The following is a 24,833-nucleotide window of genomic DNA, read 5'->3' as shown; positions in this document are numbered from 1 at the left end:
GCGGCTCACTCAGCCTAGCAGGGGTGGGCGGCCCAGCGGCCACGGATTGGCCGCAGGCAAGGTCTGCCACACGCGCGCCTGCGGCGCACCGTCGTTGTGCCACGCACCGCGCTCCAGCACTTCGCGCAGGCTGCGAATTTGTTCGGTGTGCCCGCCCAGCGCTTCGTAGTCCGCGCGGCGCATGCTGAACTCGATGGGCGCCACGATGGCGGGGGTGGGCACGGTGCCAAAGCTGTTGTCCGGCATGCGCAGCACGTCGGCCATCACGGTGATACCGCCGCCCGGCCACACATAGGCCGGTGCGCCGCCACAGGTCACATTGACCAGCGCATTCTTGATGGAACGGGTGAGCAGCACCGGGTTTTCGGTAACACCTGCGCGCAGGCTGCCGCCCGCACCGCCGAGGAACAGCACAGACGCCAGCGAAGGCTCACAGTTTTCGCCGATGCGGTCCACGATGCGGCGCACCTCGACGGGCATCTCGGCTTCCACCGGATTCAGTTGCTCGTCCAGCACGTACCAGGATGCGTGCTCCCCCGTGGTGGAGGTCATCAAGAGGCGCAACCCCTGCCAGGCGACGGATTCGTCCCAGCCCTCGATGATGGACAGCGGGTCGGCAATGTCGGTGCCACCCCAGCCGGTGCCCGGGTTCGCCACCTGAAAATAGCGGCCCGGCGTGGACTTGCGCCCGCGCATCTGGATGCCCGAGGGCTTCATGTCCAGACAGCGACCCGCCTGATGCTCGGTGAGCACGCCGGTGATGTGGTCGTCCACCACCACCACCTCGTCGGCATGGCCGAAGAACTGGCGCGCAAAGATACCAATGGCCGCCGAACCGCAGCCCACGCGCATGCGCTGCTCGGCCACACCGTTGACGATGGGTGCGCGCCCGGCCTGGATCACCAGCTGCGAGCCGCCGTCGATGGTGAACTCCACGGCCTGCTTGTTGCCCAGCGCCTGCATCATCTCAGCGGTGATGCGGCCTTCCTTCTTGGTACCACCCGTGAGGTGGTGCACGCCGCCGAGCGACAGCATCTGTGAGCCGTATTCCGCCGTGGTCACGTGGCCCACCACCTCGCCCTTGCAACGCACGTTGGCCTGCTCGGAGCCGAGGAAGCGATCGGTGTCGATCTTCACCTTGAAGCTGCAGTAGCTGAAGATGCCCTCAGTGACCACCGTGACCATGTCCACACCATCGGTTTGGGAACCCACGATGAAGGGCGCTGGCTTGTAGTCGGGGTAGGTGGTGGACGAGCCCACGCCCGTCACGAACACCTCTTCAGACAGCAGCAGGTCGCCGTTCCATGCGGGTTCTGAAGCCACTGCGGTCTCTGCGTCTTCTGCAGCCGGGGCGCGGCCCGCAAACGGCACCAGCGTGGCCTCGCCCGCCTCCAGGGTCTTGCGCAGCAGCACCACCGGGTCCAGCCGCACAAGCACGCCTGCGTGGTTGGCATAACGGTCGCAGGCCCCTGCGCGGCCTTCGGAAATCTGGCACAGCACCGGACACGCATTGCACTCGACCTTGGCAGCGTTCATGCGCTCGTTGCGGGGCCGGGCGCGCTCGAGCACCTGCGGCAGATCCGGCGCATCCATGCCAGGTAGCCCGTCGGTCTTGGTGTGTTCAGTCATCGTGGCGGCCCATTCATTGCATTGTGGCAAGTGCTTGTACGCGCATTGCATTTTGTGTAGCATTCACTTAACTTAAATGTTGTGAACACTACATTCGATGTCAATGTAGCGGAATCAATCAGACTCTGCAATGGTGTTTTTGCGCCCCCAAAAATGGTGCATGAGGAGCCCCAAAATGACGCACGTTGTGACAGACGCCTGCATTCGGTGCAAGTACACCGACTGCGTCGATGTGTGCCCCGTGGACTGCTTCAAGGAGGGGCCGGAATACCTGGTCATTGACCCGGGCGAATGCATCGACTGCGCGGTGTGCATTCCGGAGTGCCCGGCCAACGCCATCTATGCCGAAGACGACCTGCCCGAGGGCATGGAAATCTTCCTGCAGTTCAACAAAAAGCTGGCGCCCACGCTGCCCACAATCACCAAAAGAAAAGCGGCTTTGCCAGATGCGGAACAATGGAGGGTTGTGAGCCACAAGCTTTCAGGCCTGAACATTGCGCTGTAGAGCGCTTGGGGCCCTGAATCTGAGCCAGCTTCAGCCAGATTTCTTATTTGTTTCCAACTTTTCCATCTAACGCACCATGAGCGCCTTTCTTGACGAACGCGTCCTGACGGTCCACCACTGGACGGACCGCCTTTTCTCCTTCACCACCACGCGCGACACCGCGCTGCGCTTCTCCAACGGCCATTTCACGATGATTGGCCTGCGCGGCGAAAACGGCAAACCCCTGCTGCGCGCCTATAGCATCGTGAGCCCCAACTACGAAGAGCACCTGGAGTTCCTGTCCATCAAGGTGCCCGACGGCCCGCTGACCTCGCGCCTGCAGCACATCAAGGTGGGTGACACCATCGTGGTCGGCAAGAAGCCCACGGGCACCCTGCTGATCGACTACCTGCTGCCCGCCAAGCGCCTGTACATGCTGTCCACCGGCACGGGCGTGGCCCCGTTCCTGAGCCTGATCCGCGACCCCGAGACTTATGAGAAATTCGAGGAAGTCATCCTGGTGCACGGCGTGCGCGAGGTGAAGGAGCTGGCCTACCACGACTACATCACGCAGGAGCTGCCGCAGCACGAGTTCCTGGGCGAGATGGTCACCAAGCAGCTCAAGTACTACCCCACCGTGACGCGCGAGCCCTTCAAGCACCAGGGCCGTGTGACCACCGTCATCGAAAACGGCCAGCTGGCGCGCGACCTGGGCCTGCCCGCGCTCAACCCCGTGGAAGACCGCGTGATGATCTGCGGCAGCCCCGAGATGCTGCGCGACCTCAAGCACATGATGGAAGAGCGTGGCTTCAAGGAAGGCAACACCACGAAGCCTGGCGACTTCGTGATCGAACGCGCGTTCGCAGAGCAGTGATCCCCCGGCGGCCCCCCTTACCGGGGGCCCGCCTCATCCACCAGGACCCGCCATGTCTGCCACTCCCACCAAGACCCGGACCGCGTCCCCCCGCGCCGCCTCTGCCCGCAAGACGGGCGTGCGCGAGCAGGCCGCACAGACCACGCGCGACAACATCCTGAAGGCGGCGACCAAGGTGTTCGCCCGCTACGGCTACGAAGGCGGCAGCGTGGAGAAGATCTCCAAGGCGGCCAAGTCGTTCGACCGGATGATTTACTACTACTTTGGCAGCAAGGAAGGCCTGTTCATCGAGGTGCTGGAGGAAACCTACCGGCGCATGAACGATGCGGAGTCCAAGCTGGACCTGGACACCGCCAAGCCGGTGGAGGCGCTGCAGGCGGTGATCCGCTTTGTGGTGGGCTACTACCGCAAGAACCCCGAGTTCATCACGCTGCTCAACACTGAGAACCTGCACAAGGGCAAGCACATCTCCAAGTCGATGCGCGCCCGTGAATACTCGTCGCCCGCCATCGAGGTGATCCGCCGCGTGCTCGAAAGCGGCCAGACGCAGGGGCTGTTCCGCAAGGATGTGTCGGCGCGCGATGTGTACCTGCTGATTGCCGCCACGGGCTACTTCTACATGTCCAACCGGCACACGCTGTCGGCCTTTCTGGGCGAAGACCTGGAGACGCCCGACGCGCTGGCGCACTGGGAATCGTTTGTCATCGACAGCGTGCTGCGCACTGTGGCGCCCGGCCCCAGTCTGCCCAAGGGCAGGGTCGCAGCGGCCTGAATCAACTAGAGATTTTTCCCTGCGGGGTGCCGCGTGGTGCCCCGCCCACCACCCCACGAGGAGAATCCATGGCAGAAGCAGCAGCAGGCGGCAAATCGGGCAAGGTCGTCATCCAGAACATCGGTCTTTTGTTGTCGGGCGACCTGGACCGCCCCATCCTCGACGCCGACACCATCGTGGTGAATGACGGACTCATCGTGGCCGTGGGCCGCTACAAGGACTGCGACACCGGCCACGCCAACACCGTGATCGACGCACGCCAGACCTGCGTGGCGCCGGGCCTGATCGACAGCCATGTGCACCCCGTGTTTGGCGACTGGACGCCACGCCAGAACCAGATCGGCTGGATCGACTCGACCATGAACGGCGGCGTGACCACCATGGTGTCGGCCGGCGAAGTGCACCTGCCCGGCCGCCCCAAGGACATCGTGGGCCTGAAGGCGCTGGCCATCACGGCGCAGCGCTCGTTCGACAACTTCCGCCCCGGCGGCGTGAAGGTGATTGCAGGCGCCCCGGTGATCGAGAAAGGCATGACCGAGCAGGACTTCAAGGACCTGGCCGACGCGGGCGTGACGCTGCTGGGCGAAGTGGGCCTGGGCTCCGTCAAGGCCGGCTACGAGGCCCAGCAGATGGTGGCGTGGGCGCGCAAGCACGGCATCCAGAGCACCATCCACACGGGCGGCCCGTCCATCCCGGGCTCGGGGCTGATCGACAAGGACGTGGTGCTGGAGGCCGACGCCGACGTGATCGGCCACATCAACGGCGGCCACACCTCGCTGCCCTGGCAGCACGTGTGCGAGCTGTGCGAGAAGTCGTCCCGCGCGATCGAGCTGGTGCACAACGGCAACGAGAAGATCGCCATCCAGGCCGCGCGCGCGGCCATCGAGCTCAAGTGCCCGCACCGCGTGATTTTGGGCACCGACGGCCCGGCTGGCTCGGGCGTGCAGCCCCTGGGCATGCTGCGCATGATTGCGCTGATATCGAGCTTTGCCGACATCCCCGCCGAGCTGGTGTTCTGCTTTGCCACGGGCAACACGGCGCGCATCCGCAACCTGAACTGCGGCCTCATCGAGGTAGGCCGCGCGGCCGACTTCGTCTTCATGGACCGCGCCCAGCACACCGCCGGCGCCACGCTGCTCGAAAGCGTACAGCTGGGCGACATCCCGGGCATCGGCATGGTGATGATCGACGGCCTGGTGCGCTGCGGGCGCAGCCGCAATACACCACCCGCGACCGAGATCCCGGTGGTGCTGTAGCCCACGCTCATCCCACAAAAAAGCCCGCAATCAGCGGGCTTTCTGTTGGGAGAGGTGCGGTCGAATCAATACGTGTCCGCCACTCGCACCGCGCCGGGCTGTGCACGCGGGTAAGGTTCTTCAGCGCGCATGGCGGCGCCATCGTCCACGCGGAAGCCTTTGCCCTGCAGCACGACGGGCGTGCTCACGGCGGTGGGCTGTGCGCGGGTGAAGCGGCGCACCGAGCCGTCTTCCATACGCACCGCGATCTGGTAGACCGTCTGCGTGCGCGTGCGCTCTTCCACCTTGTGGCCCACGTAGCCGCCGCCCACGGCGCCCAGCACAGTGGCGGCCGTACGGCCCGAGCCCTTGCCCACCTGGTTGCCCACCACGGCCCCCAACACACCGCCCGCCACCGCCCCTACGCCTGTGGCCGGGGCCGCCTGCTGCACGGCTTGCACCGACTCGACGCGGCCACAGGTGGCACACAGGGGGGCCTGTGCGGCAGTGCGCAGCGGTGGCTGCTGCTGTGGCTGGTATTGCTGCGGGGGCTGCCCGGCATAACCTTGCGAAGCTGCGGGCGGTTGATTTGCTACATTATTGGTAGCAATATTTCTATTACCAATAAGCGCTGGCGCCGGTTTTTTTTGCAAATTCTCAGCTCTTGGCACTCCTGGCGCAGGCTGCGCCGTCATGGCCAAGGGTTGCGCGTCGGCGGCGGCGGACTTGCCCGCGTTCTGCACCACCAGCGTCGTGCCCAGCGCCACCACGCTCACGCCCAGCACGCCGATAGCGACCCACAGCCACTTGAGGGAAGGGCTGGCCGCGCCGCCAAAGGCGCCAGCCTGTGCCACAGGAACGGCGGAAGTGTTGGTGGAAGGCGAAACGACAAGACTCATGATTTTTCTCCGAAAGATCCAGAAAGCTCTGGATGAATGGCCGCCAGCGTAACCAGCCAGCCCGGAAATCCGGGCGTAGCGTCTGTAAAGGACGTAAGAACCTGTTTAAGAACCAGCCTATTGCGGCACATGCAGACGCCCCCGCGCTGCAGGCAGCGCACCCAGCTCCTGAAAAGCCCGGGCGCAGCTGGCTGAAAACAACAGCACCGCCGACGAGAAATAGATCCACATCAGCAGCACCACCAGCGACCCCGCTGCGCCATAGGCCGACACCACCGCCGCCGTGGCCAGGTACCAGGCCAGCAGCTGCTTGCCCACCGTGAACAGCGTGGCGCCCACCACAGCCCCAGCCATGATGCAGCGCGGCGGCGGCTTGGCCCCGGCGCCAATGCGCATCAAGCCCACAAACAGTGCCACGGCAAACCCAAAGGCCACCACTTCATTGACCAGCTGCATTGCCGGTGCCAGCGGCGCCAGCGCCAGGCGCGAGCCCGCCCAGCCCGCCAGCAGGTGGATCAGCGTGGACAGCGCCAGCGACACCAGCAGCAAAAAACCCAGCGCCAGCACATAGGCCAGCCCCCGCAGGCGCAGCGACGCCATGCGCCACCAGGCGGCCCGCTGCGGCACAGGGCCTTCGCCGCGCCACAGGTGCTCCAGTGCCGACTGCAACTCGACAAACACCCCGGTGGCGCCTGAGACCAGCACCACAAACCCCACCAGCGATGCCAGCCGCCCCTCGGCCGGGGCCTGCGCACTGGCCATCGCCTGCCGCACCACGTCGGCCACCTGCTGCCCCATCACAGCCTGCACCTGTGCGATGAGATTGCTTTCCAGATAGCTGCGGTCCATCCACCAGCCCAGCACCCCCACCAGCAACAGCAACAGGGGCGCCAGGCTGAGCATGCCGTAGAACGACATGGCGGCGCTCATGCGCAGCCCGTCGGCGTCCAGCCAGAGCGTGGTGGCGCGCCAGAAAGGCTGGAGCAGGGTCCACACGGGTTTGACAAGGCGCAGTGCGCGGCGCTTCAGGGAGGGTGCTGCCATATGCGGCTAGCCTACGGCGGCAGCCACCGCGCGTCCACCCGCGTTTCGCTGCAACTGCGGTAGGCCCGATCCCACATCGACGCCATAGCCCCCTGCAACAGTGGCCCTGCCTGTTGCCCAGGTGACCTCCCACCCCCCACGCGCGCGGATATTCTCAGGGCCGACACCCATCCACCCGGAGACACCGCCCCATGCACCCCCACGCCTTTGCCCACCTGCGCGCCGCACTCCAGACCCACGTCGACCAGGGTCTGCTGCCCGGCGCAGTGGCCCTGGTGCACCACCAAGGGCGCACGGTGCTGCACGAAGCCGTGGGCGCCCAGCGGCCCGGGGCAGGCGCGCCCGCCATGGCGCCCGACACCGTGTTCCGCATCTACTCCATGACCAAACCCATCGCCTCGCTGGCAGCGCTGATGCTCATGGAAGAAGGCCGCCTGCTGCTGTCGCACCCCGTCTCGCACTACCTGCCTGCGTTTGCGGGGCAGCGGGTGTACGACGAAGCCACCGGCACCACCAGCCCCGCAGCGCGCGAGGCCACGGTGCACGACCTGCTGCGCCACACCGCAGGGCTGAGCTATGCGTGGGAGGCCGGCACGGTGCCCGACCAATACCGGGCGGCCCGCGTCGGCTCGCGGCGCCACAGCAATGCCGAGCTGGTGGCCGCGCTCGGCCCGCTGCCGCTGGTGCACCAGCCTGGCAGCCGCTGGGAATACAGCCGCGCCACCGATGTGCTGGGTGCGGTACTGGAGGTGGTCGAAGGCGAGAGCCTGGGCCCCCTCCTGAAACGCCGTATTCTGGAACCCCTGGGCATGCACGACACCGGGTTTTCGGTACTGCCCCACCGCCTGACCGACACCGCCGAGCCGTTCGCGCGCGACCCGCAGACCGGGGCCGAGGTGGCGTTGATCGATGTCTCGGCCCCGCCCGCGTTTGAATCCGCTGGCGGCGGGCTGGTGTCCACCGCCAGCGACTACGCACGCTTTTTGCAGCTGATGCTGGGCCAGGGCACCGTACAAGGCCCGGACGGCCACACCCTCCGCCTGGCCAGCCGCGCCACCGTCGGTTTCATGACCGCCGACCACCTGGGCAACATCCCCCCGGTGGGCGACATCCTGCCCGCAGGCTACGGCTTTGGCCTGGGCGTGGCCGTTCGCAAGGCCACCGGCCTGGCATCCAGCCCCGGTTCGGCAGGCACCTACAGCTGGAGCGGACTGGGCGGCACCTTCTTTTTGGTAGACCCTGCCGAAGACCTGTTCGCCATCCTGCTCACCCAGGCGCCGGGCCAACTGCGCACCCTGTGCGAGCTGTATCCGGCGCTGGTCTACGCTGCACTGTGAGAGAGAGGCCCACCTGAGCGGCTTCGCCGCTTCCCACTGCTCTCGCCCTGCGCGCGGGCGGGGGGACGATGCCCTCGCAGCAGGGCGGCCCTTGCTCGGCATCCACTGGCTTGGGCCGCGCCAGTCGCAACGGCTGCTGGTGGCGCCCTGCGCCGAAGGCCCGCGGGCGCCCGCGCGCTTACACTCGGCGTCCAGTCTCGGGAAACATGCAGCAGGCCCAGCGCCCCACTCGCAGGCCCGTCAACCAGATCCTTTTTCCTATCTATGCAGATCCGCTGCGCACTGGTCGGCATGCCCGGCTCCGGCAAATCCACCATCGGCCGCCAGCTGGCCCACCGGGCGGGGGTGCCCTTCATCGACCTGGACCACCGGCTGGAACAGACCATCGGCACCACCATCCGCAGCTTCTTCGAGGCCGAGGGCGAAGCCCGCTTTCGCGACCTGGAGTCGCAGGCCCTGGCCGACGTGGCCGGGCAAGCTGGTGGCATGGTCCTGTCCACCGGCGGCGGCGCCGTGCTGCGCCCCGAAAATCGAGAAACCCTGCGCCAGTTTGGCAACGTGCTGTACCTGCGCGCCTCGCCCGAAGAAATCTACCGGCGCGTCAAACACGACCGGACCCGCCCCCTGCTGCAAGGCGGCAACCCCATGGACAAGCTGCGCGACCTGTACGCCCAGCGCGATGGCCTGTACCGCGAAACCGCCCACTACGTCATCGAAACCGGCCGCCCCACTGTGCACACGCTGGTCAACATGATCATGATGCAGCTGGAGATGGCGGCGGGGGCACAGGGGGAGCAAGTGCCGCACGGCGCGTCCGATGCCCCAACCTTTTCGGGCGCGCCGCACGACGACCGCGTTTGAATCATTTGCTATTAAATAGATAGCATTTTGCGCTTTACCGGCAAGCGCTAGCCGCCATTTTCATGCCCCCTGCAGCAGCGAGCAGCCCCCCTACCGCGCCTGCAACTGCCCCTCAAACACACAGGCAGCGCCCCGATAGGCACCGCAACCCGTCTCGGACACCCAGGCCCGGCGCCCGTCGGGATCCACCCGCACCTGGACCTCGCAAGCAGCAGCGTCGGGCTCGGGCCGGTAGGGCTTGAGCACCAAGGTGCCTCGTTGCCACTGCCCCAGGCTGTCCAGACCGCCGCTGCACTGCGGCGATCCAACCGTGAGCGCTGCCGCCACCAGGCCGCGTTCAGCATCCAACACGATGAGTCGCAACTGCAACTGCCCCACCAGGGCCGGGCCTTCCCAATGCGCCGCGAGGCGGCTGGCTGGCAAGGTCGAACTGGCGGCAAGAGCAGGCGCCTGGGCCTGGGCCCAGCAGACGGGCTGGGCCAGTGCCAGCGCGGTCCACAGCGCTTTTCGCGCTCCAGCACACGCCACGCTGCGCGCCACGGCACCAAAACGTACAAGGGAGCGAAGTCGAGCGGACAAGGAACAAGTCATGGCAGAAGTCGGGCGATTCAACGGAAGTTGGCGGGCACTATGCGCTGCTCAATGTACTGCCACAGGTACGCCGTGTAAGCCTTGGCTGCACTGCCGTCGTGGGCGTCGATCATCGCCTGGCGCTTGTCGGCATCAGCCACGTGGTTTTTCAGCAGGCCTTCAGCGCGCGCATCGGTCAGCGTGCCTTTGAGGATTTGCGCGGCACCATTCGCCCCCTCGTGGTGGACCAGATAGATGTACTGCGCTTTCTTGTCTGCGGACAGATCGGCAGGCACCAGAGGGGTGCCATCGTCGTTGGTGCGGGCGCTCAGTTGGGTGAAGTAACCCTTGTCCAGCTCAGCCGCAGCCACGATGGAGGTGGTGGCGTCAAAGCGCAAGTTCAGCAGCGCAGCCCGGTCCACCACCTGGTTGGCATCGTTCACCTGCCCCAGGGACTTGGCCTGTTCATTGACGTAGCTGCCCGGCTTGGTGGCCGATTCGATCCAGGTGCTTTCCAGAAATTGCGTCAAGCCCCCAGCCTTGCTGGTGGTGTTGTAGCTCTGCGGGTCCCAGGTGGCCGAGAGTTCACGGCGCAGGGCCTTCCACTCGGCGGCCCCCGCCTTGTCCAGCTTGGCTTTGGGGTCCAGCTGCGGATGCAGCTCGCCAAAAAAGCGCTGGTTGGTGGCATCGTCCAGACGCTTGCCGCGCAGCGGGCCCGCTTCTGCAGATATCACGGCCGCAATCGTGGCGCGTGGGTAGCCCGTGCGATCCGCAGCCAGGGTAATGGCGTCGCGATAAATCTCGTTCACGCCCAGTCGCAATGGATCGGTCCGGTCGCGCTCGGCATTCCGCAACGCTGTCAAAGCATTGGGCGCAGGCACGGTGCCAGCCCCCCAGAACGGCGTGGAGTTGGCGCTTTGCGCGGTGTTGCTGCTGGCGGTGGGGTTGAGGGTATCGGCCTGCGCCAGCATCAAGCCGGATTGCAAAGACGTCGCGGTGCTTTCGTTAGCAAAGCCCGTCCCCTGAGACAAACTGGGGTCCGTAGGCGCTGCAGCAGCACCACTGCCGGAAAGTGCCCAAGTACTGGTGTTGGTAGTGATTTGCATGGTGAAGAGCTGTCGGTATTGATCCATCCCTGGGCACGATGGGCAGTGGGCCTCAGGCCATCCCTTGGGGCATCTGCCACTTGATGCAGCCATGGGGGATGAACGTGATTGAACCGGTTTTACCTTCGTATAGCTATACAGGCGATTCCTAGCTAGGAATCTCCCTAGCTGGGAAGAACACCTACCCACAGAGAGAAGAACCGCCCGGCCACACCAAGGGCTCGGGACGGAACCCTGCGTTCGATCTAGCGGAAAGTCTGGTCAGGAGTCTTGATCGGGCAGCCCGAGCTTTCGCCCTGCCTGTCGAGGGACTGTTCAGCGGAGACGCCCTGGCTTGGACAGGGCCAGCCCGAACGGGCGGGGGGAAACGGGCGGGACAAAGGACGAGGGCAACGGGTGCGACATGTTGTCACAAGGTCCTCAAAATCAAGCCGAATCAGCCTCCAGCGCTTTATCCGCAAGCGTAAATTGCTACACAATTAATAGCAATATGCATCCAACGGCATCACAGATTAGGCGCCAGCAACCGCTCCAACACCTTCTCATCCATGCCCCGGCGCTGGGCCATGTCGTGCAGCTGGTCTTCGCCGATCTTGCCGACGTTGAAGTACACGGCATCAGGGTGGCCGATGTAGAAGCCGCTCACGCTGGCGGCGGGCATCATGGCCAGGCTTTCGGTGAGCGACATGCCGATCTCGCCAGCCTGCAGCACGCGGAACAGGTCGGTCTTGGCGCTGTGGTCGGGGCAGGCGGGGTAGCCGGGCGCGGGGCGGATGCCCTGGTACTTCTCGGCAATCATGTCGTCGTTACTCAGCGCTTCACCGGCAGCGTAGCCCCACAGGTCGGTGCGCACGCGGTGGTGCAGGGCTTCTGCAAAGGCTTCGGCCAGGCGGTCGGCCAGGCTCTTGAACATGATGGCGGAGTAGTCGTCCAGCGCGTCGATGAAGGCCTTTTCCTTCTTCTCGATCCCGAGGCCCGCCGTCACGGCGAACATGCCGGCGTAGTCGGCAATGCCGCTGCTCTTGGGCGCTACAAAGTCGGCCAGGCAGCGGCTGGGGCGGGTCACGCCGTCGATGGTGTGTTTTTCGGCCTGCTGGCGCAGGCCGTACCAGGTCATGGCCACCTCGGTGCGGGTGTCGTCGGTGTAGAACTCGATGTCGTCGTCATTCACGCTGTTGGCGGGCAGCAGGGCCATCACGCCGCTGGCCGTGAGCCACCGGCCTTCGATGATCTTCTTGAGCATGGCCTGCCCATCGGCAAACACACGCGTGGCTTCCACGCCCACGATCTCGTCGGTGAGGATGGCGGGGTACGGGCCGGCCAGGTCCCAGGTCTGGAAGAACGGGCCCCAGTCGATGTACTTGGCCAGCTCGCCCAGGTCGAAGTTCTTGAACACGCGGCGGCCCAGCGCGCGGGGCACGGTGGGCTGGTAGGCAGACCAGTCCACCGGGGTCTTGTTGGCGCGGATCTTGGCCAGGGGCCACAGGGGCGTGGCCTTTTTGTTGGCGTGCTGGGTGCGGACCTTGTCGTAGTCCGCGTTGAGCTCGTCCACGTAGTTCTGCACGCCGTCGCCCAGCAGGCTCTGCGCCACGCTCACGCTGCGCGAGGCGTCGGGCACATAGACCACGGGACCTTCGTAGTGCGGAGCGATCTTGACGGCGGTGTGCACGCGGCTGGTGGTGGCGCCGCCGATCAGCAGCGGGATCTTCTTGATGCGGAAGTGCTCGTCCTTCTGCATCTCGCCCGCCACGTACTGCATTTCTTCGAGGCTGGGGGTGATCAGGCCCGACAGGCCCACGATGTCTGCGCCCTCGACCTTGGCGCGCGCCAAAATCTCGTGGCAGGGCACCATCACGCCCATGTTCACCACCTCGAAGTTATTGCACTGAAGCACCACGGTGACGATGTTCTTGCCGATGTCGTGCACGTCGCCCTTCACGGTGGCGATGACGATCTTGCCCTTGCTGCGCACGTCGCGCCCGGCCAGTTCGTCCTGGCGCTTTTCTTCCTCGATGTAGGGGATGAGATGGGCCACGGCCTGCTTCATCACGCGTGCGCTTTTCACCACCTGGGGCAAAAACATCTTGCCCGCACCAAACAGATCGCCCACCACGTTCATGCCGTCCATGAGCGGGCCTTCGATCACGTGCAGCGGGCGGCCGCCCTTGGCCAGGATCTCGCGGTATGCCTCTTCGGTGTCTTCGGTGATGAAGTCGGTGATGCCATGCACCAGCGCGTGCGACAGGCGTTCGCCCACGGTCTTGGGGTGCTCGGGCGTTCCGCGCCATTCGAGCTTCTTGCTTTCGTCCTTGGCGCCGCTCTTGGCGGTTTCGGCGATCTCGACCAGGCGCTCACCAGCATCCGGGCGGCGGTTGAGCACCACGTCTTCCACGCGCTCGCGCAGCACGGGCTCCAGGTCGTCGTACACACCCACCATGCCCGCGTTGACGATGCCCATGTCCATGCCGGCCTTGATGGCGTGGTACAGAAACACGGTGTGGATGGCTTCGCGCACCGGGTCGTTGCCGCGGAAGCTGAACGACACGTTCGATACCCCACCCGACACCTTGGCGCCGGGCAGGTTCTGCTTGATCCAGCGCGTGGCCTCGATGAAATCGACGGCGTAGTTGTTGTGCTCTTCAATGCCGGTGGCTACGGCAAAGATGTTGGGGTCGAAGATGATGTCCTCGGGCGGGAAGCCCACTTCATCGACCAGGATGCGGTAGGCGCGTTCGCAGATTTCGATCTTGCGCTCGTAGGTGTCGGCCTGGCCTTTTTCGTCAAACGCCATGACCACGGCAGCGGCGCCGTAGCGGCGCACCAGGCGCGCCTCGTGCTTGAACTTGTCCACGCCCTCCTTCATGGAGATGGAGTTGACGATGCCCTTGCCCTGCACGCAGCGCAGACCGGCCTCGATCACCTCCCACTTGGAGCTGTCCACCATGATGGGCACGCGGGCGATGTCGGGCTCGGACGCGATGAGCTGCAGAAAGCGCACCATGGCGGCCTTGCTGTCGAGCATGGCCTCGTCCATGTTGATGTCGATGACCTGGGCGCCGTTCTCCACCTGCTGGCGCGCCACGGCCAGGGCCTCTTCGTACTGGCCATTCAGGATCATGCGCGCGAACGCCTTGGAGCCGGTGACGTTGGTGCGCTCGCCGATGTTGACGAACAAGGTGCCCTCGCCAATGGAGACGGGCTCCAGACCGGACAGCTTCATGGGGGGCAGGGATACAGCAGACATAGGACTCACTCACCTGTGCAGGGGCAGCAGAAAAACAGGTGAGCGTCGTTGCGGTGTACGGTGGGGTGCGCGGGGCCCAAGCCTGACGAATCGCCATGCACCAAGCCGGGCATGGCAAGTCGCTGCAACGCTCCTTGGGCCGAGGGGCGATTGTAAGTTGCCCGCCCGGGATCAGCGCACTGGGCGGCGGCCCCGAAGTGCGGCCAGCAGCATCAAGCCCGCCATCAGCCACAAAGCCCACTCGGACAACGACGGAATCGCGCTCGCGGCCACTGCCGTGATGGTGTCGGTATCGGTGGCGCTGTTGTTGCCGGGGTTAGGGTCGGTCACGCCACCCGGGGCCGCGACCGTCGCGGTGTTGACCAGCGTCCCTGTGGCCGACGCGCTCACCGTGGCGGTGACGGTGTAGGTCACCGATCCACCCGCGGGCAGGTTGACGACATCGTTGATGCTGCCGCTGCCCGCCGCCGTGCAGGTGCCGCCGCCGGAGCCCACGCAGGTCCAGGTGCCGGTCAGCACGGCGGGCAGGGTGTCTGCCACCGTCGCGCCAGGGGCGTTGGACGGTCCGGCATTGCTGGCGGTGATGGTGTAGGTCACCGAGCCGCCAGCGTTGGCCGTGGTCACGCCATCGGTCTTGGTGATGGTCAGGTCGGCTTGCGATGCGATGGTGTCGGAATCCGTGGCGCTGTTGTTGCCCGGATTGGGGTCGGTCACCCCGCCCGGCGCTGTCACCGTCGCGGTGTTCACCAGCGTTCCGCTGGCCGCAGCACTCACTGTTGCGCTCACCGTATAGGTCACCGATCCACCGGCGGGCAGGTTGACGCTATCGTTGATGTTGCCGCTGCCCGCTGCCGTGCAGGTGCCGCCACCCGCACCCACGCAGGTCCAGGTGCCGGTGAGCGCTGCGGGGAAGGTATCCGCCACCGTGGCCCCCGACGCATTGGACGGCCCCGCGTTGCTGGCGGTGATGGTGTAGGTCACCGACCCGCCCGGGACGGCCGTGGTCACGCCGTCCGTTTTGGTAATGGACAGATCGGCCTGCGGCGTGATGGTGTCGGAGTCCGTGGCGCTGTTGTTGCCCGGGACGGGATCGGTCACTCCGCCCGGCGCTGTCACCGTCGCGGTATTGGCCAGCGTCCCTGTGGCCGCTGCACTCACCGTGGCGCTGACGGTGTAGGTTACCGATCCTCCGGCGGGCAGGTTGACGGTGTCGTTGATGTTGCCGCTGCCTGCGGCGGTGCAGGTGCCGCCACCCGCGCCCACACAGGTCCAGGTGCCAGTGAGTGATGCGGGGAAGGTGTCCGCCACCGTGGCCCCCGGCGCATTGGATGGCCCCGCGTTGCTGGCGGTGATGGTGTAGGTGACCGATCCGCCCGGCGTGGCCGTGGTCACACCATCGGTCTTGGTGATGGCCAGATCGGCCTGTGGCGTGAGCGTGTCGGAATCGGTGGCACTGTTGTTGGCGGGAACCGGGTCGTTCACGGCGGACGTCACTGTCGCGGTGTTGGTCAGCGTTCCGGTCGCAGAAGCGTTGATCGTGGCGCTCACCGTGTAGGTGACCGATCCCCCCGCTGGCAGGTTGACGCTGTCGTTGATGTTGCCACTGCCTGCGGCGGTGCAGGTACCGCCGCCTGCGCCCACACAGGTCCAGGTGCCGGTGAGCACGGCGGGAAAGGTGTCCGCAACCGTGGCACCGACGACGGGGTCCGGCCCTGCGTTGCTGGCGGTGATGGTGTAGGTCACCGACCCGCCCGGGACGGCCGTGGCCACACCATCGGTCTTCGTGATGGACAGGTCCGCATCTTGGGCATGCGCCGCGGTCGCAGCCACCATGGCCAACAAGAGCGCAGTGAGCCACAGCAAAACACGTTGGAGCATGGCGAAGTCCCGATTCGAAGTGGAGGGGTGACCAAAGTGTAACGCCACGTTTCCACCCGGAATCTTCGTGCATGGCGGCACGCGCTGACCGCGCGTCCCGCGTTTGAAGCGGTTGAATCGCTCTCAACGCACCGGCAGGAACTGCAGGAACGTGCCGCCCACAATGCCCTGCACATAGCTGATGGCGGCGCGGCGGTACTTTTCGGTGGTCAGGGCAGCCAGCAGGTCGAGGCGCGCGATGATCTTGCCAAACTCGCGCTCAAAGCTCAGGTTGCGGCCTTGGGGGCCGATCTCGTCCGCCAGCAGCAGTGGCTGGCCCTGGGCATTGCGGCGCTGGGCCAGCAGCCACACGGCGCTTTCCACATTGCGGGCGGCGTTGTAGAGGTGCTGTGCATCCACACCGTCGAGCAAGAAGAATTCGATCTTTCCGCCATGGGCCGTGATGATCATGTCGGCCGTGGCATGGATGAAGGCTGCCACGCGGTCCCCGGTGAACTCCGGCGCGAACGCAAAGCCCATCGCGGCAATGTCGCGCCGCCCCTGCAGTGGTGCCCAGGGCTGGCGCTGCAGGATGGCTGTGCGCACCTGCTCGGCCGCGTGCTCGCGGCTGGTGGCGCTGGTTTTGCGCCATTCGGCGGGGTTGCGGCGGTAGAGCTTGTCCATGAGGCGGAACAAGCCCTCCAGGTTCTCGTGCATGGCCAGCGTGGCCACGCGGTTCATGTCGGACTGGGCCAGCTCGGCGGGCGTTGTGGCGGCACCCTTGACCTCGCCGCGTGGCGTGGGCGCATTCGCCGCGCAGCCTGCGAGCACGGTGCACAGCATTGCACACGATGACATCCACAGGAGAGAAAGGAACGGCCCACGCATGGGGGCCGATTATCGGGCGCAGTGTGGGCGCCTCACAGCCGGTTAACACTGTTTGAAGATCTCAGGCCACGGCCCTGAATCCCATTGCCTCAGCAGCGGTCTGCGCTGTCGGGGTTGGGGATACCCTTGATCGGGCACTCCTCGGTGCCCACCATGGGCCGCGTGATGGCCTCCACGGCCTTGCGCGTACCTTCGGGGTCAGTCACCCAGCGGGTGTAAAAGTCATACGGGCAGGCGGCCACACCCTGGTCCCCACCGCCGGAGTTGATCAGCCCGGTGTATCCCCGGTGCAGCAGCTTGAAGAGGTGGTTCTCGGACTGCCCGTTCTTGCGGAAGTCGCGGATCAGGCTCTTCGACAACGCGGCGTACTGCACGCCGTATTCCTCCTCGCCGCATTCACCGAGCGTTCGGCCATCAAAGCCAATCAGGGCGCTGTGGCCGAAGTAGCTGTATACGCCGTCAAACCCGGCGGCATTGGCCACGGCCACATACGTGTTGTTGGCAAAGGCCATGGCCTTGCTCATCAGAATCTGCTGCTCCTTGGCGGGGTACATGTAGCCCTGGCACCGCACGATCAACTCGGCACCCTTCATGGCGCAGTCGCGCCAGATCTCGGGGTAGTTGCCGTCGTCGCAGATGATGAGGCTGATCTTCAGGCCCTTGGGGCCTTCGCTGACGTAGGTGGTGTCCCCGGGGTACCAGCCTTCGATGGGGGTCCAGGGCATGATCTTGCGGTACTTCTGCACGATCTCGCCCTGGTCGTTCATGAGGATCAGGGTGTTGTACGGCACCTTGTGCGGGTGCTCCTCATGGCGCTCGCCGGTGAGTGAGAAGACGCCCCACACCTTGGCCTTGCGGCAGGCGGCGGCGAAGATTTCGGTCTCTTCACCCGGTACGGTGGCCGCCGTGTCCATCATCTCCTGGGCGTCGTACATGATGCCGTGGGTGCTGTACTCCGGAAAGATCACCAGGTCCATGCCGGGCAGGCCGGTCTTCATGCCCACCAGCATGTCTGCGATCTTGCGCGCGTTGTCCAGCACCTCGGCCTTGGTATGCAGGCGCGGCATCTTGTAGTTGACCACCGCCACGCCGACGGTGTCCTTGCTGCTTGAAATATCGCCGTGAATCATGGTGAAGCATCCCTATCAATGAGAAATCATCCAGGGCCGTTTGCTCGGAAACGCCTTGGCGCCGCTGGGCGCCGTCACCGTGGCCTTGCGGCTTTGCGATGACGAACAGCAGCCACAGCCTGCAGGGTGTTTGAGGCGGGCGTAGTCGCCCGAGCGCTGCGGCTCGTGCCGCGCTCGCTCGTTGGTGGCGATGGCGCTGCGCGCGGACGCGCTCATGAGTGCCAGGCGCGGTGCGGTGGCAAACACGCGCGGCGATGCTGCGCCGCAGTCTGGGCAGGCGGCGGGTTCGTTGCGGTCGGCCAGCAGGCGGAAGGCATCAAACCCGCCACACTGGGCACAGGCGTAGTCGTAGGTGGGCATGGCGGGTCCTTCTGCAGCAATGGTGTTTGACTGTCAGACCAGATCGGGCGACAGCGGCATGGCCACCGAGCCATCCAGGTGCTTGATCGGCCCCGCCGCACTCGGGTTGATGTCAAAGTCAAAGATCTGCGTGGGCAGCCACAGCGTGGCGCAGGCGTTGGGCACATCCACCACGCCGCTGATGTGGCCCTGCACCGGGGCTGTGCCCAGGATGGAATACGCCTGCGCGCCCGAATAGCCAAACTTCTTGAGGTACTCGATGGCGTTCAGGCAGGCCTGGCGGTAGGCCACGTTCACGTCCAGGTAGTACTGCTTGCCACTCTCATCCACGCTGATGCCCTCGAAGATCAGGTAATCGTTGTAGGTGGGCGTGATGGGGCTGGGCTTGAAGATGGGGTTCTTGATCCCGTACTTGGCCATGCCGCCCTTGATGAGCGTGACCTTCATGTGCACCCAGCCTGCCATCTCGATGGCGCCGCAAAAGGTGATCTCGCCGTCGCCCTGGCTGAAGTGCAGGTCGCCCACCGACAGCCCGGCGCCGTCTACATACACCGGGAAGAACACCTTGGCGCCGCGCGACAAATCCTTGATGTCGCAGTTGCCACCATGCTCGCGCGGGGGCACCGTGCGGGCGCCTTCGGCAGCCGCTTTGGCCTTGGCATCGCCCGTGAGGCGGCCCATGTGGGCCGTGCCCGCCGAGGGTGGGTTGGCCAGCCCGGCCGTGGGGTCTGAGTCGATGAGCGCCTGCTCGCGCGCATTCCACTGCTCCAGCATCTTGCGGTCGGGCAGGCAGCCAATCAGGCCGGGGTGGATGAGCCCAGCGTACTTCACACCCGGCACATGGCGCGAGCTGGTGAACATGCCATGAAAGTCCCAGATCGACTTTTGCGCCTGCGGGAAATGCTCGGTCAAAAAACCTCCGCCGTTGTTCTTGCTGAAAAAGCCGTTGAAACCCCACAGGCTGTCCTGCTTGGCACCAATGTCCAGCAGGTCCACCACCAGCAGGTCGCCCGGCTCGGCGCCCTTCACGCCCACGGGGCCGCTGAGGTAGTGCACCGTGGTCAGGTCGATGTCGCGCACATCATCGGCGCTGTCGTTGTTCTTGATGAAGCCGCCCGTCCAGTCAAACGTCTCCAGCACGAACTCATCGCCAGGATTGACCCAGCAGGCCATGGGAATGTCGGGGTGCCAGCGGTTGTGGATGTTCTCGTTCTCGGTGGGCGACTTGCTCAGATCGACCTTGATCAGGGTTTCAGCCATGGCGTGCTCCTTGGAAGGGTTGGGTGGAAGAAGGAAAAAGCGAGAAAAAATCCCGGCCTTACATGGCGCATTGCCGCCGAGACCGCCACGGCCGAGGCCCGGGACGCCAAGCAAGGGCCGCCCCGCAGCGAGGGCGTCGTCCCCCTTGAGGGGGGAAGGCGCCGAAGGCGACTCAGGGGGTGTTTCATACCGACAGATAGGCTTTGATGCGCTGCTGGTCGGTGTCCGCGCGGGCGGTCTCGTGCACCAGGCGGCCGCCCTCAATGACGAACAGCCGGTCGGCCACGTCCATGGCAAACGACAGCACCTGCTCGCTCACCACGATGGTGATCTGGCGCAGCTTGCGGATCTCGTTGAGCGCCTTGGCGATGTCCTTGATGATGGAAGGCTGGATGCCCTCGGTGGGCTCGTCGAGCAGCAGCACCTTGGGGTCGGTGACGAGCGCTCGCGCAATGGCCAGTTGCTGCTGCTGCCCGCCCGAGAGGTTGCCTCCCTTGCGCCGACGCATGTCCCACAGCACGGGAAACAGTGCGTAGATGTCTTCGGGAATCTGTCGCGTCTTGGAGTTTTCCAGCCCGGTCTCGATGTTCTCTTCGACCGTGAGGGTCGGGAAGATCATGCGGCCTTGCGGCACATAGGCGATGCCCTTGGCCACGCGGCGAAAGCTCTCGTCCTTCGTCACGTCCTGGCCTGCCACGGTGATCTGGCCACTCTTGACGGGCATCACGCCCATGAGGCTCTTGAACAGCGTGGTTTTGCCCATGCCATTGCGGCCCATGATGGCCACAGTCTCGTTGGCACGGCCGTCAAACGAGATGCCGTGCAGCGCCTCGCTCTGGCCGTAGGCCACAAACAAATCCTTGACTTCCAGCATGCTGCGCTCCTGTGGGGGTTCGGTGGGCGGGTGAGGAGGTCAATGCCCGAGGTACACGTCGATGACCTTGGGGTCCGCCTGCACCTTCTCCATGGGGCCTTCGGCCAGGATCTTTCCCTGGTGCATCACAGTGACCTTGTGGGCAATGCGCTTGACGAACTCCATGTCGTGCTCAATGACGATCACCGCGCGGTTCTTGCAGATGCGCTGCAGCAGCTCGGCCGTCAGTTCACGCTCGCGCGCGCTCATGCCGGCAATCGGCTCGTCGAGCATCAGCAGCTCGGGCTCCTGCATCAGCAGCATGCCGATCTCCAGCCACTGTTTTTGCCCGTGGCTCAGCAAGCCAGCCTCGGTATCGAGCTTGTCGCCCAGGCCAATGTCTTCGGCCACCACCTGCACACGCGCCTTGACCTCATCGGTGCACTTGAACGCCAGCGCGCCCAGCACCGAGCGGCCTGCGGGGTAAGACACCTCCAGGTTCTGGAAGACCGACAGGTTCTCGTAGATGGAGGGCGTCTGGAACTTGCGCCCGATGCCCAGCCGCACACGCTTGTGCTCTGCCATGCGGGTGAGTTCTTCGTTCTTGAACTTGATGCTGCCGCCCGTGGCGCGGGTCTTGCCGCAGATCAGATCCAGCAGCGTGGTCTTGCCCGCACCGTTGGGGCCAATGATCACGCGCAGCTCGTTCTTGTCGATGTACAGCGTGAGGTCGTCGATGGCCTTGAAGCCGTCGAACGACACGGTCAGGTCTTCAATGGCCAGCGCGAAGTCGGTGTTGCTCATGAGGAGTGCTCCGGTGGTTTCAGACGCCCTGGCGGCTCACGCCATCAGGCAGCGTGGCGGCGGGTGCTGGCGACGCTGCCGCAGCGGTGCTTGCATCCACAGGCGGGCGCGCCGCGAATGGTCGGCCTTGCTCCGATGCCTGGCGCAGCGCTTCGCGGCGGCCCTTCCACCAGGGCACCACATGGCTCTCCCACAGGCCCGCCAGGCCCATGGGGAAGGCCATGGTCACGCCGATGAAAAGCCCGGCCATGAGGAACAGCCACAGCTCGGGAAAGCTCTCCGAGAAATACGTCTTGCCCGCGTTCACCAGCAAGGTGCCATACACCGCGCCCACCAGGCTCATGCGCCCGCCCACGGCGGCATAGATCACCATCTCGATAGATGGCACGATGCCTACGAAGCTGGGTGACATGAAGCCCACCTGCAGCGAGAACATGGCGCCCCCGATGCCCGACAGCGCGGCGGCCAGGCAGAAGGTGAAGACCTTGAAATTGGCCACGTCGTAGCCCGAAAAGCGCACGCGGTCTTCTTTGTCGCGCATGGCCAGCAGCAGCGTGCCCACCTTGCCGGTCTGTATCCAGCGGCACAGGATGATGGAGCCTATGAGCAGCGCCACGCACACGTAATACAGGATGTATTTGGCGCTGTCGGTGCGCGTGTCCCAGCCCCACAGGGTCTTCAGATCCGTCATACCGTTCACGCCACCGGTGTAGCCCTGCTGGCCGATGATGAGCACCGTCAGAATCAGTGCCACGGCCTGCGTGATGATGGCGAAATACACACCGCCCACACGGCGCTTGAACATCGCAAAGCTGATGATCCAGGCCAGCAGCGTGGGCACAACGATGACCGCTGCCAGCGCAAATGGCAGGCTCTTGAACGGAATCCAGAAGCTGGGCAGCTCGGTGATCTGGTTCCAGTCCATGAAGTCGGGGATGCCCGGCGTGGACTGGATCTTGGTGCTGATGGGGTCAGAGGCTTCGAGCTTGAGGAACATGGCCATGGCATAGCCCCCCAGGCCAAAAAACACGCCCTGCCCCAGGCTGAGCACGCCGCCGTAGCCCCACACCATCACGAGGCCGATAGCGACGAACGCATAGGTGAGGTACTTGCCCACCAAGTTCAGCCGAAAGATGTCGAGTGCCAGCGGCAGCACCACGGCCAGCAGCACGGTGAGCAGTACCAGGCTGGCGAGCTGGTAGCGCAGGATCCAGGCTTTGAGGGCGTTCATGCGGAAACTCCGGTGGGCTCGAAGGAAATGGACAGTTGGGCGAATTTCATCGGCGAACTTTGGAGGCGAACAAGCCCTGTGGCCGCACCATCAGGATCAGCACGATCAGCGACAGCGTGATCATCTTGGCCATGGAGCCCGCCATGAAGAATTCGGTGATGGACTGCGTCTGCGCAATGCCGAAGGCAGACACCACGGTGCCCAGAAGGCTGGCCGCGCCGCCAAAGGTCACCACCAGGAAGGCGTCCACGATGTAGAGCGATCCCGATGTGGGGCCGGTGGAGCCGATGGTGGTAAACGCCGCGCCCGCCACGCCGGCAATGCCGCAGCCAATGGCAAAGGTCAGGCGGTCGGTCTTCTGGGTGTCGATGCCAATGGCGTTGGCCATGATGCGGTTGCTCACCGTGGCGCGCACCCGCAGGCCCCAGCGGCTTCTGTGCAGGGCCAGCAGCACGCCCCCCGTGACCACCGCCGTCAGCGCCAGCACGAAGAGGCCATTGATCGGGATGTCCAGCCCCTCGGCAGGCGCCCACGAACCCAGCAGCCAGTCGGGCAAGGTCGGGCTGACCTCCTTGGGGCCGATGAAGGTGCGAAACGATTGCTGCAGGGCCAAGCTGATGCCCCAGGTGGCCAGCAGGGTGTCGAGCGGGCGCTTGTACAGGTGGCGGATCAGCCCCCATTCCACCAGCCAGCCCGCCACAAACGCAAACCCAAACGCCGCCACGATGGCCAGCGGAAAGTAATACGGAATCATTTGCGGCGCATGGTTGGCCGCGAGGGTGGAGCCCAGGTAGATCGTATAGGCGCCAATGGTCATGAACTCGCCATGGGCCATGTTGATCACGCCCATCTGCCCAAAGATGATGGCCAGGCCCAGCCCCATGAGCAGCAGCACGGCAAACAGACTCAGGCCCGCAAAGCCCTGCATCAGGCCGATGTTCATCATTTCGGAAAAGGTCATGTTGCAGCTCCTGCGTGGGCAGCGTTGGAAAACGAACAGCGGTGCCATGGGGCGGCCTCTTGCGAGGGACACCGAGGAAGGGCCGCCCCGCACCGAGGGTGTCGTCCCCCTCCCGCGCAGCGAGAGAGGGGGAAGCGGCGCAGCCGCTCAGGGGGTGACTTCCTACTGATACCCTTTGGGAAATGGATCCGGCTTGATCAGCGCAGGCGACTCGGACACCACCTTGAACGAAGCATCCGGCATGCCCATGGCGATGCGCGACTTGCTCCACAGGTGGTGGTTGGCGTCCACCTTCACATAGCCCTCAGGCGCGGTGGTCAGCTCGATGCCGGGGGACGCGGCCACCACCTTGTCCACATCAAAGCTCTTGGCTTTTTCGACCGCCGCCTTCCACAGCCAGGGGCCCAGGTAGCCCGCCTGCGTCACGTCGCCAATCACGGCGTCCTTGCCGTACTTGGCCTTGAAGGCCGCCACAAACTTCTTGTTGTTCTCGTTATCGAGCGACTGGAAGTACTTCATCGACGAGTAGAAACCGTTGAAGTTCTCGCCGCCCACGCCGGTCATTTCGTCTTCGGTGACCGACAGCGTGACCAGCAGTTGCTTGTCGCCCGTGATGCCCGCGGCCTTGAGCGCCTTGTAGAACGCTACGTTGGAGCCGCCCACCACCGCCACAAACAGGCAGTCGGGCTTTTGCACCTTGATCTTGTTCATCAGCGAGCCGAAGTTGGTGCTGCCCAGCGGGTAGTACTCCTCGCCCACGACCTTGCCCTTCTGGAAGTTCTCGATGTGCTTGCGCGCAATCTTCATCGAGGTGCGGGGCCAGATGTAGTCGGAGCCGATGAGGAAGAAGGTCTTGGCCTTCTTCTCGGTCTTGGCCCATTCCAGGCTGTACAGAATCTGCTGGGTGGCTTCCTGGCCCGTGTAGATCACGTTCTTGGACTGCTCCAGGCCTTCATAGAACGTGGGGTAGTAGAGCAGGCCGTTTTCTTTCTCGAACACCGGCAGCACGGCCTTGCGCGAGGCGCTGGTCCAGCAGCCAAACACAGCGGCGCAGCGGTCGTTGATGAGCAGCTTCTTGGACTTTTCGGCAAACGTGGGCCAGTCCGACGCACCGTCTTCCTTGATCACCTTGATTTTGCGGCCCAGCACACCGCCCATGGCGTTGATCTGGTCAATGGCCAGCTGTTCGGCCTGGATGGAGCCGGTTTCGGAAATCGCCATGGTGCCGGTGGCCGAGTGCAACTGGCCCACGGTGACCTCGGTGTCGGTGATGGCCAGCTTGGTGGTGTTGACCTGCGCAGTGGGCTGGCCAAAAGACCAGGCAGGCAGGCCCGCCACGGATGCGGCGCCCAGCGCCTGCAGGATGCGACGGCGGCCGGGTTCGGCCTGGGCGGAGTCACTAAAGCGGGGGGCGGACGGGTGGCTCATAAAGAC

Annotated in this window: 22 protein-coding genes and 1 riboswitch; of the genes, 6 read left to right on the top strand and 16 right to left on the bottom strand. The window is 64.9% G+C overall.

Going from position 1 to position 24,833, the window contains the following annotated elements; translation table 11 throughout:
• Window positions 1-9 precede the first annotated feature (9 nt).
• On the bottom strand, window positions 10-1,629 hold the full coding sequence (locus ACT89O_RS01300) for a 6-hydroxynicotinate reductase (RefSeq protein ID WP_487261618.1): 1,620 nt from the start codon (window positions 1,627-1,629) through the stop codon (window positions 10-12).
• A 175-nt stretch (window positions 1,630-1,804) separates the two neighbouring features.
• Between ACT89O_RS01300 and fdxA the strand changes: the two genes are divergently transcribed.
• From fdxA to ACT89O_RS01280, 4 genes are all read left to right on the top strand, one after another.
• The gene (fdxA, locus tag ACT89O_RS01295) at window positions 1,805-2,134 is read left to right on the top strand and encodes a ferredoxin FdxA (protein WP_487261617.1); all 330 of its coding nucleotides are present in this window, start codon (window positions 1,805-1,807) and stop codon (window positions 2,132-2,134) included.
• Window positions 2,135-2,210: 76 nt separating this feature from the next.
• Window positions 2,211-2,987, top strand: coding sequence for a ferredoxin--NADP reductase (locus ACT89O_RS01290; RefSeq protein WP_055398734.1), 777 nt, complete (start codon window positions 2,211-2,213; stop codon window positions 2,985-2,987).
• A gap of 52 nt (window positions 2,988-3,039) precedes the next feature.
• Window positions 3,040-3,759: a TetR/AcrR family transcriptional regulator gene (locus ACT89O_RS01285; protein WP_121421900.1), complete on the top strand. Its 720-nt coding sequence runs from the start codon at window positions 3,040-3,042 to the stop codon at window positions 3,757-3,759.
• 68 nt (window positions 3,760-3,827) lie between these two features.
• Window positions 3,828-5,015: an amidohydrolase family protein gene (locus ACT89O_RS01280; protein ID WP_487261616.1), complete on the top strand. Its 1,188-nt coding sequence runs from the start codon at window positions 3,828-3,830 to the stop codon at window positions 5,013-5,015.
• Between the two features lie 65 nt (window positions 5,016-5,080).
• Here ACT89O_RS01280 and ACT89O_RS01275 read toward each other — a convergent pair whose 3' ends face one another.
• Together ACT89O_RS01275 and ACT89O_RS01270 are read right to left on the bottom strand one after the other, a co-directional pair.
• Window positions 5,081-5,893: an outer membrane lipoprotein gene (locus ACT89O_RS01275; RefSeq protein ID WP_487261615.1), complete on the bottom strand. Its 813-nt coding sequence runs from the start codon at window positions 5,891-5,893 to the stop codon at window positions 5,081-5,083.
• A gap of 117 nt (window positions 5,894-6,010) precedes the next feature.
• Entirely contained in the window at window positions 6,011-6,937 is a 927-nt protein-coding gene (locus ACT89O_RS01270; protein ID WP_121421897.1) for a YihY/virulence factor BrkB family protein, read from the bottom strand.
• A 191-nt stretch (window positions 6,938-7,128) separates the two neighbouring features.
• Between ACT89O_RS01270 and ACT89O_RS01265 the strand changes: the two genes are divergently transcribed.
• Window positions 7,129-8,274, top strand: coding sequence for a serine hydrolase domain-containing protein (locus ACT89O_RS01265; RefSeq protein ID WP_487261614.1), 1,146 nt, complete (start codon window positions 7,129-7,131; stop codon window positions 8,272-8,274).
• Between the two features lie 264 nt (window positions 8,275-8,538).
• Complete coding sequence (locus ACT89O_RS01260) at window positions 8,539-9,135, top strand: shikimate kinase (protein ID WP_055398746.1); 597 nt, start codon at window positions 8,539-8,541, stop codon at window positions 9,133-9,135.
• A gap of 90 nt (window positions 9,136-9,225) precedes the next feature.
• Here the strand turns inward: ACT89O_RS01260 and ACT89O_RS01255 are convergent, their stop codons facing one another.
• From ACT89O_RS01255 to urtA, 13 genes are all read right to left on the bottom strand, one after another.
• Window positions 9,226-9,714 carry a hypothetical protein gene (locus tag ACT89O_RS01255; RefSeq protein ID WP_487261613.1) on the bottom strand — a complete coding sequence of 163 codons (489 nt, stop codon included), beginning with the start codon at window positions 9,712-9,714 and terminating at the stop codon, window positions 9,226-9,228.
• Between the two features lie 29 nt (window positions 9,715-9,743).
• Entirely contained in the window at window positions 9,744-10,691 is a 948-nt protein-coding gene (locus ACT89O_RS01250) for a hypothetical protein (protein ID WP_487261612.1), read from the bottom strand.
• A 625-nt stretch (window positions 10,692-11,316) separates the two neighbouring features.
• On the bottom strand, window positions 11,317-14,031 hold the full coding sequence (gene metH / locus ACT89O_RS01245; protein ID WP_487261611.1) for a methionine synthase: 2,715 nt from the start codon (window positions 14,029-14,031) through the stop codon (window positions 11,317-11,319).
• Window positions 14,032-14,088: 57 nt separating this feature from the next.
• Window positions 14,089-14,197: riboswitch (S-adenosyl-L-homocysteine riboswitch) on the bottom strand.
• A gap of 29 nt (window positions 14,198-14,226) precedes the next feature.
• Window positions 14,227-15,933, bottom strand: a complete 1,707-nt coding sequence (locus tag ACT89O_RS01240; RefSeq protein ID WP_487261610.1) for an IPTL-CTERM sorting domain-containing protein — start codon at window positions 15,931-15,933, stop codon at window positions 14,227-14,229.
• Between the two features lie 123 nt (window positions 15,934-16,056).
• Entirely contained in the window at window positions 16,057-16,770 is a 714-nt protein-coding gene (locus ACT89O_RS01235; RefSeq protein ID WP_487261609.1) for a hypothetical protein, read from the bottom strand.
• 119 nt (window positions 16,771-16,889) lie between these two features.
• Window positions 16,890-17,930, bottom strand: coding sequence for an aliphatic amidase (locus ACT89O_RS01230; RefSeq protein ID WP_228896921.1), 1,041 nt, complete (start codon window positions 17,928-17,930; stop codon window positions 16,890-16,892).
• A 15-nt stretch (window positions 17,931-17,945) separates the two neighbouring features.
• Window positions 17,946-18,290, bottom strand: coding sequence for an FmdB family zinc ribbon protein (locus ACT89O_RS01225; RefSeq protein WP_057228095.1), 345 nt, complete (start codon window positions 18,288-18,290; stop codon window positions 17,946-17,948).
• Between the two features lie 33 nt (window positions 18,291-18,323).
• Window positions 18,324-19,550 carry a formamidase gene (fmdA, locus tag ACT89O_RS01220; RefSeq protein ID WP_121507917.1) on the bottom strand — a complete coding sequence of 409 codons (1,227 nt, stop codon included), beginning with the start codon at window positions 19,548-19,550 and terminating at the stop codon, window positions 18,324-18,326.
• 184 nt (window positions 19,551-19,734) lie between these two features.
• Window positions 19,735-20,424 (bottom strand): urea ABC transporter ATP-binding subunit UrtE, encoded by a 690-nt coding sequence (urtE, locus tag ACT89O_RS01215; RefSeq protein ID WP_057228091.1) that lies wholly within the window; start codon window positions 20,422-20,424, stop codon window positions 19,735-19,737.
• Between the two features lie 39 nt (window positions 20,425-20,463).
• The gene (urtD, locus tag ACT89O_RS01210; protein WP_121507918.1) at window positions 20,464-21,207 is read right to left on the bottom strand and encodes an urea ABC transporter ATP-binding protein UrtD; all 744 of its coding nucleotides are present in this window, start codon (window positions 21,205-21,207) and stop codon (window positions 20,464-20,466) included.
• A 19-nt stretch (window positions 21,208-21,226) separates the two neighbouring features.
• Window positions 21,227-22,438 carry an urea ABC transporter permease subunit UrtC gene (urtC, locus tag ACT89O_RS01205; RefSeq protein WP_487261608.1) on the bottom strand — a complete coding sequence of 404 codons (1,212 nt, stop codon included), beginning with the start codon at window positions 22,436-22,438 and terminating at the stop codon, window positions 21,227-21,229.
• A gap of 46 nt (window positions 22,439-22,484) precedes the next feature.
• On the bottom strand, window positions 22,485-23,399 hold the full coding sequence (gene urtB, locus ACT89O_RS01200; protein ID WP_487261607.1) for an urea ABC transporter permease subunit UrtB: 915 nt from the start codon (window positions 23,397-23,399) through the stop codon (window positions 22,485-22,487).
• Between the two features lie 162 nt (window positions 23,400-23,561).
• Window positions 23,562-24,827 (bottom strand): urea ABC transporter substrate-binding protein, encoded by a 1,266-nt coding sequence (gene urtA / locus ACT89O_RS01195; protein WP_228896924.1) that lies wholly within the window; start codon window positions 24,825-24,827, stop codon window positions 23,562-23,564.
• Window positions 24,828-24,833: the final 6 nt, after the last annotated feature.

Source organism: Acidovorax sp. NN32 (assembly GCF_057597245.1).
Note: the sequence above shows the minus strand (reverse complement) of the source record. Positions and strands in the feature narration are given on the sequence as shown.

Coding starts and splice junctions, on each gene's coding strand:
- ACT89O_RS01270 (WP_121421897.1), bottom strand. CDS start 6,937: ATGGCAGCACCCTCCCTGAAGCGCCGCGCACTGCGCCTTGTCAAACCC.
- urtC (WP_487261608.1), bottom strand. CDS start 22,438: ATGAACGCCCTCAAAGCCTGGATCCTGCGCTACCAGCTCGCCAGCCTG.
- urtE (WP_057228091.1), bottom strand. CDS start 20,424: ATGCTGGAAGTCAAGGATTTGTTTGTGGCCTACGGCCAGAGCGAGGCG.
- ACT89O_RS01300 (WP_487261618.1), bottom strand. CDS start 1,629: ATGACTGAACACACCAAGACCGACGGGCTACCTGGCATGGATGCGCCG.
- urtD (WP_121507918.1), bottom strand. CDS start 21,207: ATGAGCAACACCGACTTCGCGCTGGCCATTGAAGACCTGACCGTGTCG.
- ACT89O_RS01265 (WP_487261614.1), top strand. CDS start 7,129: ATGCACCCCCACGCCTTTGCCCACCTGCGCGCCGCACTCCAGACCCAC.
- fmdA (WP_121507917.1), bottom strand. CDS start 19,550: ATGGCTGAAACCCTGATCAAGGTCGATCTGAGCAAGTCGCCCACCGAG.
- ACT89O_RS01225 (WP_057228095.1), bottom strand. CDS start 18,290: ATGCCCACCTACGACTACGCCTGTGCCCAGTGTGGCGGGTTTGATGCC.
- fdxA (WP_487261617.1), top strand. CDS start 1,805: ATGACGCACGTTGTGACAGACGCCTGCATTCGGTGCAAGTACACCGAC.
- ACT89O_RS01280 (WP_487261616.1), top strand. CDS start 3,828: ATGGCAGAAGCAGCAGCAGGCGGCAAATCGGGCAAGGTCGTCATCCAG.
- urtB (WP_487261607.1), bottom strand. CDS start 23,399: ATGACCTTTTCCGAAATGATGAACATCGGCCTGATGCAGGGCTTTGCG.
- ACT89O_RS01260 (WP_055398746.1), top strand. CDS start 8,539: ATGCAGATCCGCTGCGCACTGGTCGGCATGCCCGGCTCCGGCAAATCC.
- ACT89O_RS01275 (WP_487261615.1), bottom strand. CDS start 5,893: ATGAGTCTTGTCGTTTCGCCTTCCACCAACACTTCCGCCGTTCCTGTG.
- ACT89O_RS01235 (WP_487261609.1), bottom strand. CDS start 16,770: ATGTCATCGTGTGCAATGCTGTGCACCGTGCTCGCAGGCTGCGCGGCG.
- metH (WP_487261611.1), bottom strand. CDS start 14,031: ATGAAGCTGTCCGGTCTGGAGCCCGTCTCCATTGGCGAGGGCACCTTG.
- ACT89O_RS01290 (WP_055398734.1), top strand. CDS start 2,211: ATGAGCGCCTTTCTTGACGAACGCGTCCTGACGGTCCACCACTGGACG.
- ACT89O_RS01230 (WP_228896921.1), bottom strand. CDS start 17,930: ATGATTCACGGCGATATTTCAAGCAGCAAGGACACCGTCGGCGTGGCG.
- ACT89O_RS01240 (WP_487261610.1), bottom strand. CDS start 15,933: ATGCTCCAACGTGTTTTGCTGTGGCTCACTGCGCTCTTGTTGGCCATG.
- urtA (WP_228896924.1), bottom strand. CDS start 24,827: ATGAGCCACCCGTCCGCCCCCCGCTTTAGTGACTCCGCCCAGGCCGAA.
- ACT89O_RS01285 (WP_121421900.1), top strand. CDS start 3,040: ATGTCTGCCACTCCCACCAAGACCCGGACCGCGTCCCCCCGCGCCGCC.